This window comes from Neisseria sp. P0021.S007, assembly GCF_051956855.1.
Genome location: NZ_JBQCXA010000282.1, coordinates 1 through 855, shown reverse-complemented (window position 1 = coordinate 855; position 855 = coordinate 1). Strand labels below are relative to the sequence as shown.

The 855-nt window shown below is 43.3% G+C and carries 1 pseudogene; it reads left to right on the top strand.

The features are described 5' to 3' along the window. A pseudogene (locus ACTHUR_RS12830) lies at positions 1-657 on the top strand (rolling circle replication-associated protein); the annotation flags it as partial. Positions 658-855 lie beyond the last annotated feature (198 nt).

Here is an 855-nt window from a genome sequence, read left to right as displayed (position 1 = left end):
ACATTTGCCGACGACGTATAAGACGTCAAAGAGGCAAGCCGCCGCTTTCACAGCCTGCGCACAAACTTTCTTAAAAAACATTTCGAACATTATGTCTGCGTATACGAGCGCATGAAAAGCGGTCGTATTCATTTCCATCTGATTGTGAACACACGCGAAGACATTCGCCGCGGCCTGAATTTTAAGCAAATTCAAGCCCGAAACTACACATCAGCAAACAAAGCACTCCGTCAGCTTTGGCAAATTCTTCGTGAAAACATGGATAAATACGGTTTCGGCCGTTCCGAACTTTTGCCGGTAAAGACCAACAGCAAAGGCTTGGCAAGATATGTGGCCAAATACATTTCAAAACACATTAACAGCAGACTTCCTGAAGACAAAGGCTATCGCCTGATTCGTACAACCATCGACAAAAAAAGTCTGTGGAAGATTGCAAACAGCAATTTTTCGTTTGTAAGTGCTGGTTCGCGCCTATGGCGCGAGAAGCTCCAGAAATGGATTATCTGCATTGAGCCATATTTAAAACAGTATGCAAAACATGAATTTAACAGAGAACTCAAAGCCATTACAGAAGAAAACTACAACCGTATTTTATCCAGCTTAATTAGCCCGAAATGGGCGTTTTATAACCGAGAAACCATCATCAATATGCCCTAAGTTGGCAGAAAGGAAACATCATGTCTCAAGAAACCGAACGCAAACAAGGTATTTTCGTCATTGCCGCATTTGACCGGATGTTCGCACGAGAACGCAAAAACCAAGACGGCACATTCAGCAAGACCCACTATGTCGGTTTGATTATCCGTTCAGATACAGAAACCCGCCTTTGCGAAGTTCGCACAAAACATCCAGAAA